This window comes from Micromonospora sp. NPDC049282 (genome assembly GCF_043197045.1).
In the GTDB taxonomy this organism is placed as follows: Bacteria; Actinomycetota; Actinomycetes; order Mycobacteriales; family Micromonosporaceae; genus Micromonospora.
Map to the genome: position 1 here is coordinate 291,110 of NZ_JBICSL010000005.1, position 15,839 is coordinate 306,948.

The 15,839-nt window shown below is 70.5% G+C and carries 14 protein-coding genes and 1 pseudogene; 11 read left to right on the plus strand and 4 right to left on the minus strand.

Annotated features, from left to right (window positions below; genetic code table 11):
* Nucleotides 1-123 precede the first annotated feature (123 nt).
* The 9 genes from ACGFI2_RS12345 to polA all read left to right on the plus strand — a co-directional run bounded on the left by ACGFI2_RS12345 (nucleotide 124) and on the right by polA (nucleotide 10,519).
* Nucleotides 124-1,284: a branched-chain amino acid ABC transporter substrate-binding protein gene (locus ACGFI2_RS12345; protein WP_393514833.1), complete on the plus strand. Its 1,161-nt coding sequence runs from the start codon at nucleotides 124-126 to the stop codon at nucleotides 1,282-1,284.
* A gap of 106 nt (nucleotides 1,285-1,390) precedes the next feature.
* On the plus strand, nucleotides 1,391-2,341 hold the full coding sequence (locus ACGFI2_RS12350; RefSeq protein WP_393514836.1) for a branched-chain amino acid ABC transporter permease: 951 nt from the start codon (nucleotides 1,391-1,393) through the stop codon (nucleotides 2,339-2,341).
* Complete coding sequence (locus ACGFI2_RS12355; protein WP_393514839.1) at nucleotides 2,338-3,477, plus strand: branched-chain amino acid ABC transporter permease; 1,140 nt, start codon at nucleotides 2,338-2,340, stop codon at nucleotides 3,475-3,477. Before ACGFI2_RS12350 ends, ACGFI2_RS12355 begins: the two co-directional genes overlap by 4 nt.
* The gene (locus ACGFI2_RS12360; protein ID WP_393514842.1) at nucleotides 3,470-4,315 is read left to right on the plus strand and encodes an ABC transporter ATP-binding protein; all 846 of its coding nucleotides are present in this window, start codon (nucleotides 3,470-3,472) and stop codon (nucleotides 4,313-4,315) included. Before ACGFI2_RS12355 ends, ACGFI2_RS12360 begins: the two co-directional genes overlap by 8 nt.
* Entirely contained in the window at nucleotides 4,305-5,015 is a 711-nt protein-coding gene (locus tag ACGFI2_RS12365; RefSeq protein WP_393514845.1) for an ABC transporter ATP-binding protein, read from the plus strand. The genes ACGFI2_RS12360 and ACGFI2_RS12365 overlap by 11 nt, the downstream gene beginning before the upstream one ends.
* A 29-nt stretch (nucleotides 5,016-5,044) precedes the next feature.
* Entirely contained in the window at nucleotides 5,045-5,950 is a 906-nt protein-coding gene (locus ACGFI2_RS12370) for an ABC transporter substrate-binding protein (protein ID WP_393514848.1), read from the plus strand.
* Nucleotides 5,951-5,954: 4 nt separating this feature from the next.
* Nucleotides 5,955-6,941, plus strand: coding sequence for an amino acid ABC transporter permease (locus ACGFI2_RS12375; protein ID WP_393514851.1), 987 nt, complete (start codon nucleotides 5,955-5,957; stop codon nucleotides 6,939-6,941).
* A gap of 53 nt (nucleotides 6,942-6,994) precedes the next feature.
* Complete coding sequence (locus tag ACGFI2_RS12380) at nucleotides 6,995-7,747, plus strand: amino acid ABC transporter ATP-binding protein (protein WP_393515002.1); 753 nt, start codon at nucleotides 6,995-6,997, stop codon at nucleotides 7,745-7,747.
* Nucleotides 7,748-7,819: 72 nt separating this feature from the next.
* Nucleotides 7,820-10,519: a DNA polymerase I gene (gene polA / locus ACGFI2_RS12385; protein WP_393514854.1), complete on the plus strand. Its 2,700-nt coding sequence runs from the start codon at nucleotides 7,820-7,822 to the stop codon at nucleotides 10,517-10,519.
* A 39-nt stretch (nucleotides 10,520-10,558) separates the two neighbouring features.
* Here the strand turns inward: polA and ACGFI2_RS12390 are convergent.
* The 4 genes and pseudogenes from ACGFI2_RS12390 to ACGFI2_RS12405 all read right to left on the minus strand — a co-directional run.
* Nucleotides 10,559-10,903 (minus strand): annotated as a pseudogene (locus tag ACGFI2_RS12390) (DUF3140 domain-containing protein); the annotation flags it as partial.
* Nucleotides 10,890-11,108 (minus strand): DUF2945 domain-containing protein, encoded by a 219-nt coding sequence (locus tag ACGFI2_RS12395; RefSeq protein ID WP_269690806.1) that lies wholly within the window; start codon nucleotides 11,106-11,108, stop codon nucleotides 10,890-10,892. The pseudogene ACGFI2_RS12390 and the gene ACGFI2_RS12395, both read right to left, overlap by 14 nt.
* Before the next feature lie 46 nt (nucleotides 11,109-11,154).
* Nucleotides 11,155-11,757 carry a Uma2 family endonuclease gene (locus tag ACGFI2_RS12400; protein WP_393514857.1) on the minus strand — a complete coding sequence of 201 codons (603 nt, stop codon included), beginning with the start codon at nucleotides 11,755-11,757 and terminating at the stop codon, nucleotides 11,155-11,157.
* 58 nt (nucleotides 11,758-11,815) lie between these two features.
* A complete protein-coding gene (locus ACGFI2_RS12405; protein ID WP_393514860.1) occupies nucleotides 11,816-12,619 on the minus strand; it encodes a class I SAM-dependent methyltransferase in 804 nt (267 codons plus the stop codon).
* A gap of 320 nt (nucleotides 12,620-12,939) precedes the next feature.
* Here ACGFI2_RS12405 and rpsA point away from each other — a divergent pair, with 320 nt between their 5' ends.
* The gene (gene rpsA, locus ACGFI2_RS12410; RefSeq protein ID WP_393514863.1) at nucleotides 12,940-14,478 is read left to right on the plus strand and encodes a 30S ribosomal protein S1; all 1,539 of its coding nucleotides are present in this window, start codon (nucleotides 12,940-12,942) and stop codon (nucleotides 14,476-14,478) included.
* Nucleotides 14,479-14,640: 162 nt separating this feature from the next.
* Nucleotides 14,641-15,819: a dephospho-CoA kinase gene (gene coaE, locus ACGFI2_RS12415; protein WP_393514866.1), complete on the plus strand. Its 1,179-nt coding sequence runs from the start codon at nucleotides 14,641-14,643 to the stop codon at nucleotides 15,817-15,819.
* The last annotated feature ends 20 nt before the right edge of the window (nucleotides 15,820-15,839 follow it).

Sequence of the window (15,839 nt, forward strand, 5' to 3'; positions counted from 1 at the left end):
CCATCGCTCGCCGGTGGGATAACGTCCCGGCCCAGACCGGCGACGACGGTCTGGTTCGTCCGCCCCCGCAAGTGCCAATCCGCAGCGGGTGGTTCGGACCATGGACGGAGGAGGGTTCGGGCCTTGAGGCAGAAGCTCGCACGGGTGATCGGCGGGGTCGCCATGCTGGCGCTCGTCGCCGGTGGTACCGCTTGTTCCAGCGGCAGCGACGATGAGGGTTCCGGGGGCAGCGCCTGCGGGAGCAAGATCGCTTTCTTCGGCGCACTGACCGGTAGCTCGGCCGCGCTGGGCATCAACGAGAAGAACGGCGTCAAGCTGGCGGTCGACAAGTACAACAAGGAGAACGCCGACTGCAAGGTGGAGCTCGCCGAGCTCGACTCGCAGGGCAGCCCGGACCAGGCGCCCGGGCTGGCCCAGAAGGCGATCGACGACACCAAGATCCTCGGTATCGTCGGCCCGGCCTACTCGGGTGAGTCGGAGGCCGCCGGTCCGCTGTTCAACGAGGCCGGTCTGGTCACCATCACCGCCTCCGCGACCAACCCGACCCTGGCCAAGAAGGGTTGGAAGACCTTCTTCCGCGGCGTCGGCAACGACCTGAGCCAGGGCCCCGCCGCCGGCGTCTACATCAAGAACGTGCTCAAGGCCGACCGGGTCTACGTCATCGACGACCAGTCGGCGTACGGCGCCGGTCTGGCCGACGAGGTCAAGAAGGTGCTCGGCGCCTCCGTCGTGGACAGCGACAAGGTCCAGGGCGAGGGCAAGCAGACCGAGTTCTCCGGCGTGGTCACCAAGGTCAAGGCCGCGAACGTCAAGGCGGTCTTCTACGGCGGCTACTACCAGGAGGCCGGCCTGATCCGCAAGCAGCTCACCGCTGCCGGGGTCACCGCTCCGCTGGTCGCCGGTGACGGCGTGAACGACGGCGCGTACATCACCTCCGCCGGTGCGGCCGCCGCCGAAGGCACCATCCTCACCTGCCCCTGCCAGCCGGCCACCGAGGCCCGGGGCAGCTTCGCCGCCGACTTCAAGGCCCTGAACGGCACCGACCCGGGCACCTACAGCGACACCGCGTACGACGCCGCGAACATCCTGCTGGCGGGCATCAAGGCCGGCAAGACCACCCGCACCGACCTGCTGGAGTTCGTCAAGGGCTACAGCGGCGAGGGCGTGGCCGCCAGCTACAAGTTCGTCGAGGGCGGCGAGCTGGACCCGGCGCAGGTCAAGGTCTGGGCGTTCAAGGTGCAGGGCGGCAAGGTCGTCCCGGACCAGGAGATCCCCAAGTCCTGATCGTCGATCGCTGCGACTGGCGATTGAGTTGTGAATCGCGGGTGCGGCCGGGAGCTGGCTCCCGGCCGCACCTTCTTTTTCTCTTCAGCGACGGAGCGTCCCTCCCTTGAACTTCGACGGACTGTTCTCCAACTTCGGGGAACTCACCACGACCGGCCTGACACAGGGTGCGATCTACGCCCTGGTCGCGCTCGGCTACACGCTTGTCTACGGCGTGCTCAGGCTCATCAACTTCGCCCACTCCGAGGTGTTCATCGCGGGCGCGTTCGCCGCGATCTGGACCTGGAACGGTTTCGGTCTCGACCAGAACTCCCAGGTCAGCGGCGTCGGCTCGATCCTGTTCTATCTGCTGGTCGCGATGATCGTGGCGGCCATCGCCTCGGCCGGCACCGCCACGGTGATCGAGCGGGTGGCGTACCGGCCGCTGCGCAGGCGCAACGCCCCACCGCTGGCGTTCCTGATCACCGCCATCGGCGCCTCGATCGCGATCTCCGAGGCGTTCGGCGTCTACACCCGGCGCCTGCCGCAGGGCGCGCCGTCGCTGGTCAGCTCGAAGCCGCTGTTCCACGTGGCGGGGGTGCCGATCGACAGCATCCAGCTGCTCACCATCGGCGCCGCGCTGGTGATGATGTTCGCGCTGGACCAGTTCATCAACCGCAGCCGCACCGGCCGCGGTATCCGGGCGGTGGCGCAGGACGCCAACACGGCGGCCCTGATGGGCGTCAACAAGGACCGGATCATCCTGATGGTCTTCATTGCCGGCGGCAGCATGGCCGGTGTCGCGGGCCTGCTCTACGACGTACGGATCCAGACGCTCACCTACAGCGTCGGCTTCCTGCTGGGCCTCAAGGCGTTCACCGCGGCGGTGCTCGGCGGCATCGGCAACCTGCGCGGCGCGTTGATCGGCGGCCTGCTGCTGGGCGTCGTGGAGAACTACGCCTCCGGCCTGTTCGGCAGTCAGTGGAAGGACTTCGCCGCGTTCGCGGTGCTGGTCGTGCTGCTGATGTTCCGCCCGACGGGTCTGCTGGGCGAATCACTGGGGAGGGCACGCGCATGACGACCACCATTGACCCGCCGGAGCGGCGGGAGACGGCGGTGGACAAGCTGCGGCAGGGCCGGGCGGCGATCTCCGAGCGCTGGCGCCACGCCCCGCGCTGGGTGCGCTGGGTGCTGCTGGCCGCGGTCATCGTGTTCTTCTACGCGTTGCCGAACAAGGAGTTCTACCAGTACCTCGGGCCGATCCCGACGCCCGGGGCGAACTTCACCCAGGTGCTCTTCACCGTCTCGATCTACGTGCTGCTGGCGGTCGGGCTGAACATCGTGGTCGGTTTCGCCGGCCTGCTCGACCTCGGCTACTTCGGCTTCTTCGCGGTCGGCGCCTACACCGTCGCGGTGCTGACGTCGCCGAGCAGCGACCTCAAGACGCTGTGGCCGTGGCTGGTGGTGGTGCCCATCGCGATCGCCATGACCATGGTCTCCGGCGTCATGCTGGGCACGCCGACGCTGCGTCTGCGCGGCGACTACCTGGCGCTGGTGACGCTCGGGTTCGCCGAGATGATCCGGATCGCGGCGGTCAGCTCCCCGTTCCTCAAGGGGCAGCGGGGCTTCAGCGAGATCCCGCACCCGCCGGGCAAGTACGCCGACGGCAAGCCGTTCTTCGGCGTGCTCGACGCCCGCCCCTACTACTGGCTGGTGCTCACGCTGATCATCCTGGTGGTGATCGGGGTGCGGAACCTGACCCACAGCCGGGTCGGCCGGGCCTGGATCTCGATCCGGGAGGACGAGGACGCGGCCCAGCTGATGGGTGTGCCCACGTTCAAGTTCAAGCTGTGGGCGTTCGCCTCCGGCGCGGCGATCGCCGGCCTGGCCGGGGCGTTGTTCGCCGGCAAGCAGAACTTCGTCAACTCGCAGAACTTCGAGCTGCTCAACTCGATCATCATCCTGGCCGCGGTCATCTTCGGCGGCTCGGGCAACATCGTCGGCGCGATGGTCGGCGGCGGCCTGGTGGCGTACATGATCGAGCGGTTCCGCGGCATCGAGTTGTTCGGCATCGAGCTGTACGAGTACCGGTTCCTCTTCTTCGGCCTGGTGCTCGTGATCATGATGATCTTCCGCCCGCAGGGTCTGATCCCCAACCGGCGACGAGCGGCGGAGTTCAAGGACCGCCGCAAGGAGGTGATCGTCGGTGAGTGACACCGAACAGACCCCGGCCGTTCCGGCCCAGGCCGCGGCGCCCGCGGTCGAGACGGTACGCGAGCGGGAGCCGCTGCTGGAGGTCGACCACGTCACGCTGCGCTTCGGCGGCGTGGTGGCCCTCAACGACGTGGACTTCACCCTCTACAAGGGCGAGATCCTCGGGCTGATCGGGCCCAACGGCGCGGGCAAGACCACCTGCTTCAACGCGATGACCGGCATCTACCAGCCCACCGAGGGGCAGATCCGGTTCCGGGGCGAGAAGATCAGCGGCAAGAAGCGCCACCAGATCACCCGGATGGGCATGGCCCGCACGTTCCAGAACATCCGGCTCTTCCCGGAGATGACCGCGCTGGAGAACGTCCAGGTCGGCGCGGACGCGCACCACAAGACCAGCGTGGTCTCCGCGTTGCTGCGGCTGCCGCGGCACTGGAAGGAGGAGCGCGAGGGGCGGGAGAAGGCCGAGCGCCTGCTGGAGTTCGTCGGCATCCGCAAGCGGATGCACGAGTTCGCCCGCAACCTCTCCTACGGCGAGCAGCGGCGGCTGGAGATCGCGCGGGCGCTGGCCACCGACCCGGTGCTGCTCTGCCTGGACGAGCCGGCCGCCGGCTTCAACCCGGCGGAGAAGGAGGAGCTGCTCCAGCTCATCCGGCAGATCCGCGACACCGGCGTGACGGTGCTGCTGATCGAGCACGACATGCGCCTGGTGATGGGCGTGACCGACCGGCTCGTGGTCCTGGAGTTCGGAAAGAAGATCGCCGAGGGGTTGCCCGCCGAGGTGCGGGACAACCCGAAGGTGGTCGCGGCGTACCTGGGGGTGCCGGACGATGCTGCTTGAGATCGAGGACGTGAGCCTGCTCTACGGGCGGATCCAGGCGCTGCACGGCATCAGCCTGACCGTGGACGAGGGCGAGATCGTCGCGCTGATCGGCGCGAACGGCGCCGGCAAGTCCACCACCATGCGGGCGATCTCCGGCATCCGGCCGGTCGCCTCCGGCACCATCAAGTTCGCCGGTGAGGACATCACCAAGCTCCGGGCCGACCTGCGGGTCCGGCGCGGGCTGTGCCAGGCGCCCGAGGGTCGGGGCATCTTCCCCGGCATGTCGGTGCTGGAGAACCTCGACATGGGCGCGTACACCCGGCGGGACAGGGCCGGCATCGCGCAGGACCTGGCGCGGGTGCTGGACCTGTTCCCGCGACTGGCCGAGCGGCGCAAGCAGCTCGGCGGCACCCTCTCCGGCGGCGAGCAGCAGATGCTCGCGGTCGGCCGGGCGCTGATGAGCCGGCCGAAGCTGCTGCTGCTCGACGAGCCGTCGATGGGTCTCGCGCCGATGCTGATCCAGCAGATCTTCACCATCATCACGGAGATCAACCAGCAGGGCACCACCGTCCTGCTGGTGGAGCAGAACGCCCAGCAGGCCCTGGCCCGCGCGCACCGGGCGTACGTGCTGGAGACCGGCCGGATCGTCAAGAGCGGCACCGGCGCGGACCTGCTGCACGACCCCTCGGTCAAAGAGGCCTATCTCGGCGTGGCCTGACCGACGCCCCCCTCGTAAAGGAGTACCCCATGTTCCACCCCAACCCCGGCCGGCGGGCGGCGCTCGGCGTCGCCGGCGCGGCTGTCCTCCTGCTCTCCCTCGCCGCCTGCGGTGAGGAGGAGAGCACCGAGCAGCCCGGCGGCGGACCCAGCGCCTCGTCGTCCGTCGACGCCGCGCTGGCCGCCAAGGTGCCGGACGCGATCAAGTCGGACGGCAAGATCGTGGTCGGCACCGACTCCACGTACGCCCCGGCCGAGTTCCTCGACTCCGACGGCAAGACCGTCATCGGCTTCGACGTCGAGCTGTTCACCGCCGTGGCGGCCAAGCTCGGCCTGAAGGCGGAGTTCGTCTCGGCGCCGTTCGGCGACATCATCAACGGCGTCAACTCGGGCAAGTACGAGGTCGGCGTCTCGTCGTTCACCATCAACGACGAACGCAAGGGCCAGGCCAACATGGTCAGCTACTTCCAGGTCGGCACCCAGTGGGTGACCAAGAAGGGCAACCCGGCCGGGATCAGCCTGGACAACGCCTGCGGCAAGAAGATCGCGGTGCAGAAGGACACGGTCCAGGTCGAGGACATCCAGAAGCGCTCCAAGACCTGCACCGACGCCGGCAAGCCGGCGATCAGCGTCGACCAGTTCCCGGGCCAGGACGCGGCCACCGCCGCGGTCGTGTCCGGCAAGGACGACGCGATGCTCGCCGACTACCCGGTCGGGGTGTACGCGGTGACCCAGTCCAACGACGCCCTGGAACTGCTGGACAAGCAGTACGAGGCGGCCCCGTACGGCTACGTGGTGGCCAAGGAGCAGGCGCAGTTCGCCGAGGCGGTGCGCGACGCCACCAAGGCGCTGGTCACCGACGGCTCCTACAAGCAGGTGCTGGACAAGTGGAAGGTGGGGGACGGCGCGATCACGGATCCCGCGATCAACCCGTGACGACATGACCACCGAGGAAGCGACAACCGCGCGGGCACGGCCGGAACCGATCAAGGCCGTGCCCGTACGGCACCCGGGACGATGGGTCGCGGTGGCGGTGCTCGCCGTGCTGACCGCGATGTTCGTCCACCTGTTGGTGACCAACCAGGCCTTCAACTGGTCCTTCATGGTCGACAAGATGTTCCGGCCACCGATCATCGAGGGACTGCTGCGCGGCACCGTGCTGATGACGGTCAGCGCGATGCTGATCGGCGTCACGCTCGGCGTGGTGATCGCGGTGATGCGACTCTCCGACAACCCGATCCTGCGCGGCGTGGCCTGGCTCTACACCTGGTTCTTCCGGGCCGTGCCACGGCTGGTGCTGCTGGCCGTCTTCGGCAACATCGGGATCCTGTGGAGCCGGGTCGAGTTCGGCGTGCCGTTCGACACCCAGCTCGGTCAGTTGTTCGGCATCGACAACCTGCAACTGCGGTTGTTCGGGTTCTCGTCCCGCGACATCCTCACCGGCTTCATGGCCGGCCTGCTCGGGCTCGCGCTCTCCGAGGCCGCCTACATGGCGGAGATCGTGCGGGCCGGCATCCAGTCGGTGGACGAGGGGCAGACCGAGGCGGCCCAGGCGCTCGGTCTGAGCCGGGGCCAGTTGCTGCGGCGGGTGGTGCTGCCGCAGGCGATGCGGGTGATCATCCCGCCGACCGGCAACGAGACCATCGCCATGCTCAAGGACACGTCGTTGCTGCTCTACGTGCCGGTGAGCGTGGAGCTGTTCTTCCAGCTCGACGCCGTCGGCAAGCGCACCTTCCAGATCTTCCCGATGTACGTCGCGGCCTGCCTCTGGTACCTGTTCCTGACCAGCATCCTGCTGGTCGGCCAGTATTTCCTGGAGCGCCACTTCGGCAAGGGCTACGGGCCCACGCAACGGGCCAGGGCGCGGCTGCGGACGCTGGCCGCGGAGACCGGTGGAGGCGGCGGCGGAGGGGTGGGGGCACCGTGACCGAGCTGATCGTGCCCACGCAGCCGACCGCGCCGGCCGCCGAGTCCGAGCTGATGGTGCGGGCCGAGCAGGTGCACAAGTCGTTCGGGCCGCTGGAGGTGCTCAAGGGCATCGACCTGGAGGTCCGCGCCGGCGAGGTGTCCTGCCTGCTCGGGCCCTCCGGCTCCGGCAAGTCCACGTTCCTACGCTGCATCAACCACCTGGAGAAGATCGACGCCGGCCGGATCTGGGTGGACGGCGACCTGATCGGCTACCGGGAGCGCGGCGGGAAGCTGCACGAGATGCGGGACAAGGAGGTGGCCGCGCAGCGCCGGGTGATCGGCATGGTGTTCCAGCGGTTCAACCTCTTCCCGCACATGACCGCGCTGGGCAACGTCTGCGAGGCGCCGGTGCTGCTGCGCCAGTCGAAGAAGGCGCAGGCCCGGGAGCGGGCCGCGCAGCTGCTGGAGCGGGTGGGACTGGGCGACAAGCTCGGCGCGTACCCGGGTCAGCTCTCCGGCGGCCAGCAGCAGCGGGTGGCGATCGCCCGGGCGCTGGCGATGCAGCCGAAGCTGATGCTCTTCGACGAGCCGACCAGCGCGCTCGACCCGGAGCTGGTGGGTGAGGTGCTGGACACGATGAAGGACCTGGCCCGCGACGGCATGACGATGATCGTGGTGACCCACGAGATCGGCTTCGCCCGCGAGGTCGGCGACCACCTGGTCTTCATGGACGGCGGCGTGGTCGTCGAGCAGGGCGACCCGCGCGAGGTGATCGCGGCGCCGCGGCACGAGCGGACCAAGGCGTTCCTGGCCAAGGTGCTCTGACCTCGGCCTCCGGTGCGGCACGCGCCGCACCGGAGGCCGAGCTTGTCGGGCGTACGGACTAGAGTCGCTGCCGTGACAGCTACGACGCCGCGCCTGCTCCTCGTCGACGGACACTCCCTGGCATACCGGGCCTTCTTCGCCCTGCCGGTGGAAAACTTCTCCACCACCACGGGGCAGCCGACGAACGCCGTCTACGGCTTCACCTCGATGTTGATCAACGTGTTGCGTGACGAGCAGCCGACCCACATCGTGGTCGCGTTCGACGTCTCCCGCCGCTCCTTCCGCACCGACAGATATGCCGAGTACAAGGCCGGCCGCAGCGAGACCCCGACCGACTTCAAGGGCCAGGTGAGCCTGGTCAAGGAGGTCCTCGCGGCGCTGCGGGTGCCGGTGGTGGAGAAGGAGGGCTACGAGGCCGACGACGTCATCGCCACGCTCGCCTGCCAGGCCCGTGACCAGGGCATGGACGTGCTGATCACCTCCGGCGACCGGGACGCGTTCCAGCTCGTCGGCGACCAGGTCACCGTGCTCTACCCCCGCAAGGGCGTCTCCGACCTGGCCCGGATGGACCCGGCGGCGATCGAGGCGAAGTACGGCGTCACCCCCGGCCGCTACCGCGACCTGGCCGCGCTTGTCGGCGAGACCAGCGACAACCTGCCCGGTGTCCCCGGCGTCGGCCCGAAGACCGCGGCCAAGTGGATCAACCTGTACGACGGGGTCGAGGGCGTGGTGGCCCGCGCCGACGAGATCAAGGGCAAGGCCGGCGACAGCCTGCGCGAGCGCCTCTCCGACGTGATCCGCAACTACGAGATCAACTGCCTGGTCACCGACCTGGAGCTGCCGGTGCGCCCGGAAGACGCCCGCTGGCAGGGCTGGGACCGGGAGGCCGTGCACCAGGTCTTCGACACGCTGCAGTTCCGCATCCTGCGCGACCGGCTCTACCAATACCTCGAGGCCGTCGAGCCGGAGGCCGAGGCCGGCTTCGAGCTGGCCGGCGAGGTGCTGACCGAGCCGGGCGCGCTCGCCGGCTGGCTGGACACGCACGCCCCGACCGGCGCGCCGGTCGGCCTGGCCGCCACCCTCGACACCGGCCCCAACCGGCGGCACACCGCGGCCGTGACCGGCATGGCGCTGGCCACCGCCGGCGGCGCGGCCGCCTGGTTCGACCCGAGCCGGCTGGACGCCGGCGACGAGTCCGCCCTGGCCGGCTGGCTGGCCGACGCCGAGCGCCCGAAGGTGCTGCACGACAGCAAGCCGGCGGTGCTGGCGTTCGCCGCGCACGGCTGGGATCTGCAGGGCATCGCCCGCGACACCCAGATCGCCGCCTACCTGGCCCGCCCCGACCAGCGCTCCTACGACCTCACCGACCTGGCCCTGCGTTACCTGCACCGGGAGCTGCGGGTCGACGCGCCGGAGACCGGCCAGCTCACCCTGGACGGGTTCGGCGACGAGGGCGCGGCCGAGCAGAACCTGATGCTCCAGGCCCGGGCCACGCTCGACCTGGCCGACGCGATCGACGCCGAGCTGTCCCGCGACGGCGAGCAGTCCGCCCGGCTGATGGCCGAGGTGGAGCTGCCGCTGATGCGGGTGCTCGCCGACATGGAGCGCACCGGCATCGCCGCCGACACCGACTACCTCTCCGAGTTGGAGGCGCACTTCGCCGCCGAGGTGAAGGCCGCCGCGCAGAGCGCCTACGGGGTGGTCGGCCGGGAGTTCAACCTGGGCTCGCCCAAGCAGTTGCAGGAGATCCTCTTCACCGAGCTGGCGCTGCCCAAGACCAAGCGGATCAAGACCGGCTACACCACCGACGCGGACGCCCTGCAGTGGCTGTACGCCCAGACCGAGCACCCGCTGCTGCACCACCTGCTGCGCCACCGCGACGTGGCCAAGCTCAAGTCGACAGTCGACGGGCTGCTCAAGTCGGTTTCCGACGACGGCCGGATCCACACCACGTTCAACCAGACGGTGGCCGCGACGGGGCGGCTCTCGTCCACCGAGCCCAACCTGCAGAACATCCCGATCCGCACCGAGGAGGGGCGTCGGATCCGCCGCGCGTTCGTCGTCGGCGAGGGCTACGAATGCCTGCTCACCGCCGACTACAGCCAGATCGAGATGCGGATCATGGCGCACCTGTCCGCCGACGAGGCGCTGGTCGAGGCGTTCAACTCCGGGCACGACTTCCACGCCGCCACCGCGTCCTCGGTCTTCACCGTCGAGGTCGGCGCGGTCACCGCCGACCAACGCCGCAAGATCAAGGCGATGAACTACGGCCTGGCCTACGGGCTGAGCGCGTTCGGCCTGTCCCAGCAGCTCGGCATCACCGCCGAGGAGGCGCGCGGGCTGATGGAGAACTACTTCGCCGGGTTCGGCGGGGTCCGCGACTACCTCCAGGAGGTGGTGGCCCGGGCGCGGCAGGACGGCTACACCTCCACCATCCTGGGCCGCCGCCGCTACCTGCCCGACCTGGTCAGCGACAACCGGCAGCGCCGGGAGATGGCCGAGCGGATGGCGCTGAACGCCCCGATCCAGGGCTCGGCGGCCGACATCATCAAGGTCGCCATGCTGCGCGTCGACGCCGCGCTGCGCGACGCGGGGCTGCGCTCCCGGATGCTGTTGCAGGTGCACGACGAGCTGGTCTTCGAGGTCGCGCCGGGGGAGCGGGAGGCGCTGGAGGCGTTGGTGCGCAGGGAGATGGGCGCGGCCCACCCGCTGTCGGTGCCGATGGAGGTGTCGGTGGGCGAGGGCCGCGACTGGAACAGCGCCGACCACTGACCACCGCCGTGTCCGTTCAGCGATAGACGCGCGACGTCAACCCTTGAGCGGGTCGTGCCCCCAGTTCATCAGCGACCAGCGCCAGCGGGTGTCCCGGACGTCACCGGAGGGCCGCTGGGCGAGGTGCCGGTGCACGTACCCGATCACCTTGCGCATGTGCTTGTAGTCGGCGTCGGTGAGCTGGTCGCGCTTGCGGCGCAGCAGGTCCACGATCCGGCGGCCGGAGTCGTGCCCGACCGATTCGCCGCCCTTCGTGCCCGGCTTGTGCCAGCCGACGTGCTTGGACTCGTCGGTCTCCAGCCAGCGGGTCAGCTCGGCCGGCTTCATGTTCACCGCGTCGGTGAACTCCCGGTACGTCTGCTGCGGGTCCTCACTGCGGCTCATCGCGCAGCACCTCCGGTCGGTGGGCGACGTCGCGGCCGGAGTCGTCGTTGGTGATCCGGTACTGCGGCTGCTCCGGCGAGGCGTTCACCGGGTGACCACGGACGTGGGTGCGTTCGGTCAGCTTCTCCTTGACCACGCCGTACGCCCGGCCGCTGTGGCTGGCCCAGGAGACGTGGTCGCCGGCGCGGAACTCCTTCTCGGCCATGCCGCCCGGTTACCCGCCGTCGACGTCGAGTAACGGCCGCCGGCGGTCAGGGCCGGATCTCGGCGATCGGCAGCTTGAGCACGAAGGGCTCGGTCAGCTCGATGACCTCGCTGCCGTCGGCGACCAGCTCGTACTGGCGCTCGCCGCCCGGGCCGATCCGGTCACCGAGGCGGTACGCGTAGAGGTGCACCGGGTCCTGCTCGATCCGCCAGTAGAACGGGATGCCGGCGGCGGCGTACTCACCGGGCTTGGCGAACCGGTCCACCCGCCGGGTGCCGGGCGAGACGATCTCCACGGCCAGCACGACGTCGGCCGGCCGCAACCGGGACCGGTCGTTCGGCAGCCCGGCGTGGTGGAGCAGCACGTCCGGCTGTCGGCTGGTGTTCGGGCTGAGCCCGACGCCGACAGCGAGGGATGCTTGAAGGTGCGTCGGTGCGTGGGACCGGAGCCAGAGCCAGAGCAGGCTGGCGATGGTCTGGTGGCCCAGGGTGGGGGAGGGTGTCACCTGGATTACTCCGTCGACGAGTTCGACGCGGGGGGCGTCGTCCGGCAGGGTGAGCAGGTCCTCCAGCGTGTAGTCCGCACGCTGCTGCCGCATCGGGTCCGGACACCAGGGGCCAGGTGATGTCGGGATGGGCTCGGCGCTCATGCGGCGAGCGTACCGCCGGGTGGCGGCGTCCGTGCCGCACCGGAGGTGCGACGCGCGCTCAGGCCGCGGGCTTCTCCGCCACGAAGATCGCGGTGCCGGGGAAGAGCCGGCCGCGCAGCGGGCTCCACTGGCCCCAGATCCCCTCGTGCCCGGCCGGCCACTCCGGCTCCACCAGGTCCAGCAGGCGGAAGCCGGCGCCGACCAGCTCCCGGACCCGGTCGCCGAGCGTGCGGTGCTGCTCCACGTAGGTGGCCACGCCGTGCGCGTCCTGCTCGACATAGGGGGAGCGGTCGAAGTACGAGTGCACGGCGGTCAGCCCGCCCTGGCCCGGGTCGTCGAGGAAGATCCAGCGCATCGGGTGGGTGACCGAGAAGACCCAGCGGCCGCCGGGGCGCAGCACCCGGGCCACCTCGCGCATCGCCGCCGCGGAGTCGTCCACGAACGGGATCGCGCCGAACGCGGTGCAGACGGTGTCGAAGGCGGCGTCGGCGAAGGGCAGGGCCAGCGCGTCGGCCTGGACCAGCGGCACGCGTACCCCGGTCCGGTCGGCGGCCTCGGCGGCGTGCCGCAACATGCCGGCGGACAGGTCCACGGCGACCGGTCGGGCGCCCTCGGCGGCGAGCCAGCGGGCGGCGGCGGCCGCGCCGGCGCCGAGTTCGAGGATCCGCCGGCCGGTGACGTCGCCGAGCAGCCGGGCGTCGGCCTCGCGCAGGCCCTCCGGGCACCAGACGAAGTCGACCTCGCCGAGGAACGTGCCGTGCTCGGCCTGGTAGGCGTCGGCGTCGGTGTCCCACCAGCCGCGGTTGGCGCGGCGGATCTCGGCGGCGTCGACCCGCCGGCGGGTCACCCTGTCGTCGTCCACCCGTCCACGCTAGGGCCGGTGCGGGTGGGTGGCGCGACCGGGTCCGGCGTGTTGCGGCCGGGACGGATGTGACGGACGAGACTTCGGTGGCACCTTACCGCGCGAAATCTCCGCTTTCGCAGCCGATGAGCTCGCACCGACCCGGGAGGGCTTGCACGCTGTGGTAATGCAGCGGGTAGGCTAGACGATGCGCTCGCGGATCGTGTGCCTCGGCAGGGAGCAGGTGCTCGGTCACCGGAGCCACTAATGATCTTCTCGCGTCGATCGTTCGGTGTGCCCGGCGACGGATCCGCTGGCGCGGAAGAGTCACCGCGACACCCATGCCCGCTGTGACAACCCATCCGACCGGAGCAACCGCCCACATGACGAGCAGCATCGAGGCCACCTCGAGCGCCAACAAGGTCACGCACGACGATCTCGGCTCTGAGGAAGCTTTCCTCGCCGCTATCGACGAGACCATCAAGTACTTCAACGACGGCGACATTGTCGAAGGCACCGTCGTCAAGGTCGATCGGGACGAGGTCCTGCTCGACATCGGCTACAAGACCGAGGGCGTGATCCCCTCTCGGGAGCTGTCGATCAAGCACGACGTGGACCCGGCCGAGGTGGTTTCGGTCGGCGACCACATCGAGGCCCTCGTCCTCCAGAAGGAGGACAAGGAGGGTCGGCTGATCCTCTCCAAGAAGCGGGCGCAGTACGAGCGGGCCTGGGGCACGATCGAGAAGATCAAGGACGAGGACGGTGTCGTCCGCGGCTCGGTCATCGAGGTCGTCAAGGGTGGTCTCATCCTCGACATCGGCCTCCGTGGCTTCCTGCCCGCGTCGCTCGTCGAGATGCGGCGGGTGCGTGACCTGCAGCCGTACGTCGGCCGGGAGCTCGAGGCCAAGATCATCGAGCTGGACAAGAACCGCAACAACGTGGTCCTGTCCCGCCGGGCGTGGCTGGAGCAGACGCAGTCCGAGGTGCGCACCGAGTTCCTCAACAAGCTGCAGAAGGGCCAGGTCCGCAAGGGCGTCGTCTCGTCGATCGTCAACTTCGGCGCGTTCGTCGACCTGGGCGGCGTGGACGGCCTCGTGCACGTCTCCGAGCTGTCCTGGAAGCACATCGACCACCCGTCCGAGGTCGTCGAGGTGGGCCAGGAGGTCGAGGTCGAGGTCCTGGACGTCGACCTGGACCGCGAGCGGGTCTCGCTGTCGCTGAAGGCGACGCAGGAGGACCCGTGGCGTCAGTTCGCCCGCACCCACGCGATCCAGCAGATCGTGCCGGGTAAGGTCACCAAGCTGGTGCCGTTCGGCGCGTTCGTCCGGGTGGACGACGGCATCGAGGGCCTGGTCCACATCTCCGAGCTGGCCGAGCGCCACGTGGAGATCCCGGAGCAGGTCGTGCAGGTCGGCTCCGAGGTCATGGTCAAGGTCATCGACATCGACCTGGAGCGCCGCCGGATCTCGCTGTCGCTCAAGCAGGCCAACGAGGGCTTCGTCGAGGGCGAGGAGCACTTCGACCCGACCCTCTACGGCATGGCTGCCACCTACGACAACGAGGGCAACTACATCTACCCCGAGGGCTTCGACCCGGAGACGGGCGAGTGGCTCGAGGGCTACGACAAGCAGCGGGAAACCTGGGAGAACCAGTACGCCGAGGCGCGTCAGCGTTGGGAGGCCCACACCAAGCAGGTGCAGACCTCCCGCGCCGCCGACGCCGAGGCCGCTGCCAACCCGGCTCCGCCCGCCACCTCCTCGACCTCCTCGACCTCCTCGACCTCGTCGGCCCCGAGCCGGCAGGCCGAGGAGCCGGCCGGCACGCTGGCCACCGACGAGGCGCTCGCCGCGCTGCGGGAGAAGCTCGCCGGCGGCAAGTGACCGGTCGCTGACGCCGGTCCCGTCCGTACGGACGGACCAGCTCTGACGACGGGCCCCGTCCCCGCGTTCCGCACCAGCGGAGCGCCGGGGGCGGGGCCCGCGGTCGTTCCGGGCCGGTGCGGCCGGTTTGGCACGGGCAGTGCGATCGGGTTGACTGTCCGGATGCTGAAGGTGGGGCTGACGGGCGGCATCGGGTCCGGCAAGAGCGCGGTGGCGAGCCGTCTCGCGGCGCTCGGCGCGGTGGTCGTCGACTCGGACCGGATCGCCCGCGAGGTCGTCGCCCCCGGCACCGACGGGCTGGCCGAGGTGGTCGCCGCGTTCTCCGACCGGGTTCTCGGCGGCGACGGCGCGCTGGACCGGGCCGCGCTGGGCGCCCTGGTCTTCGGCGACGAGGCGGCACGCCGCCGGCTGGAGGCGATCACCCACCCACGGGTGCGCGCGCGGGCGGCCGAGCTGGTCGCCGCCGCGCCCGCCGACGCGGTGGTGGTCAACGACGTGCCGCTGCTGGTCGAGGTGGGGCTCGCCCCGACGTACCACCTGGTGCTGGTGGTGCAGACGGCGGTGCCCATCCGGTTGGCGCGGCTGTCGCGCGACCGGGGCATGGATCCGGCCGAGGCCGAGCGGCGGATCGCCGCGCAGGCCGACGACGCCCGTCGGCAGGCGGCCGCGGACGTGCTGCTCACCAACGACGGCACGCTGGCCGACCTGCACGGCGCGGTGGACGACCTCTGGCGGGACCGGCTGCTGCCCTACGAACGCAACGTCCGCGAGCGGCACCCGGTCCGGCCCGACCGGTCGACGCTCGCCGAGCCCGACCCGACCTGGCCCGAGCAGTACGCCCGGCTGGCCGCCCGGATCCGCCACGTCGCCGGCGCCGACCTCCGGGTGGACCACGTCGGCTCCACCGCCGTGCCCGGCCTGGCCGCCCCGGACGTCATCGACATCCAGCTGACCGTGCCCTCGCTTGCGGAGGCGGACGGCCCGCTCGCCGACCGGTTGGCCGAGGCGGGCTTCCCCCGGCTGCCCGGCGAGTGGTGGGACGCGCCGCGCCGCGCCGACCGCGTGCACTGGGCGAAGCGGATGCACGCCGGCGCCGACCCGGGCCGTCCGGTGCTCCTGCACCTGCGGGCGGCCGGCTCGGCCGGCTGGCGCCACGCGTTGCTGATGCGCGACCACCTCCGTGCCGACCCGGCGCGGCGGTCCGCGTACCTCCAGGTCAAGCGCGACCTGGTGGCCGCCGCCCCGGAGAGCGCCGAGCAGGGCACGCTCGCCGATCCCTGGTTCGACGAGGAGCACCTGCGGGCCGAGGAGTGGGCCACCCGGACCGGCTGGCGGCCCTGACGCGCCCCCGCCCGTCAGCG

Bases quoted from the DNA above. Each gene is read 5' to 3' on its own strand.
- ACGFI2_RS12355 (WP_393514839.1), top strand. From the start codon at position 2,338: ATGACGACCACCATTGACCCGCCGGAGCGGCGGGAGACGGCGGTGGAC.
- ACGFI2_RS12365 (WP_393514845.1), top strand. From the start codon at position 4,305: ATGCTGCTTGAGATCGAGGACGTGAGCCTGCTCTACGGGCGGATCCAG.
- ACGFI2_RS12370 (WP_393514848.1), top strand. From the start codon at position 5,045: ATGTTCCACCCCAACCCCGGCCGGCGGGCGGCGCTCGGCGTCGCCGGC.
- ACGFI2_RS12375 (WP_393514851.1), top strand. From the start codon at position 5,955: ATGACCACCGAGGAAGCGACAACCGCGCGGGCACGGCCGGAACCGATC.
- ACGFI2_RS12380 (WP_393515002.1), top strand. From the start codon at position 6,995: ATGGTGCGGGCCGAGCAGGTGCACAAGTCGTTCGGGCCGCTGGAGGTG.
- ACGFI2_RS12395 (WP_269690806.1), bottom strand. From the start codon at position 11,108: ATGGCCGAGAAGGAGTTCCGCGCCGGCGACCACGTCTCCTGGGCCAGC.
- ACGFI2_RS12400 (WP_393514857.1), bottom strand. From the start codon at position 11,757: ATGAGCGCCGAGCCCATCCCGACATCACCTGGCCCCTGGTGTCCGGAC.
- rpsA (WP_393514863.1), top strand. From the start codon at position 12,940: ATGCCCGCTGTGACAACCCATCCGACCGGAGCAACCGCCCACATGACG.
- coaE (WP_393514866.1), top strand. From the start codon at position 14,641: ATGCTGAAGGTGGGGCTGACGGGCGGCATCGGGTCCGGCAAGAGCGCG.